Origin of the sequence: Flavobacterium sp. CYK-55 (assembly GCF_018413465.1) — a bacterium.
In the GTDB taxonomy this organism is placed as follows: domain Bacteria; phylum Bacteroidota; class Bacteroidia; order Flavobacteriales; family Flavobacteriaceae; genus Flavobacterium.
Genome location: NZ_JAHCDK010000035.1, coordinates 1 through 513, shown reverse-complemented (window position 1 = coordinate 513; position 513 = coordinate 1). Strand labels below are relative to the sequence as shown.

Genomic DNA, 513 nt, shown 5'->3' with positions numbered 1-513 from the left:
AAGTTGAAGGCGCCACATCGTTCACGGTAATCGAAATTCCAAATGAAGTTGATCCGCCGGAATTGAAGGCCGTTACGGTATAAATCGAAGTTGCAGAAACCTCAGTTGGCGCTCCTGAAATCACACCAGTTGCAGTATCAAAAGACAATCCCAAAGGTAAACTTGGCGTAATGCTAAACGAAGTCACATTTCCAGTAAAACTCGGAACTAAATTCACAATTGGGCTTCCTACAGTAAACACATTTGGTGAATTATAACTCAAAGCTGAAGGCGCGACATCATTTACCGTAATCGAAACTCCAAATGAAGTTGATCCGCCGGAATTGAAGGCCGTTACGGTATAAATCGAAGTTGCAGAAACCTCAGTTGGCGCTCCTGAAATCACCCCTGAAGTTGTATCAAAAGATAATCCCGAAGGTAAAGCCGGCGCGATGCTAAACGAAGTCACATTTCCTGAGAAACTCGGAACTAAATTCACAATCGAACTTCCTACGGTAAACACATTCGGCGAGT

Annotated in this window: 1 protein-coding gene; it reads right to left on the bottom strand. The window is 43.7% G+C overall.

From position 1 onward, the window contains the following. Positions 1-513, bottom strand: a 513-nt coding sequence (locus KIH23_RS13610) for a putative Ig domain-containing protein (protein WP_213214048.1), incomplete at both ends; no start/stop codon positions are given.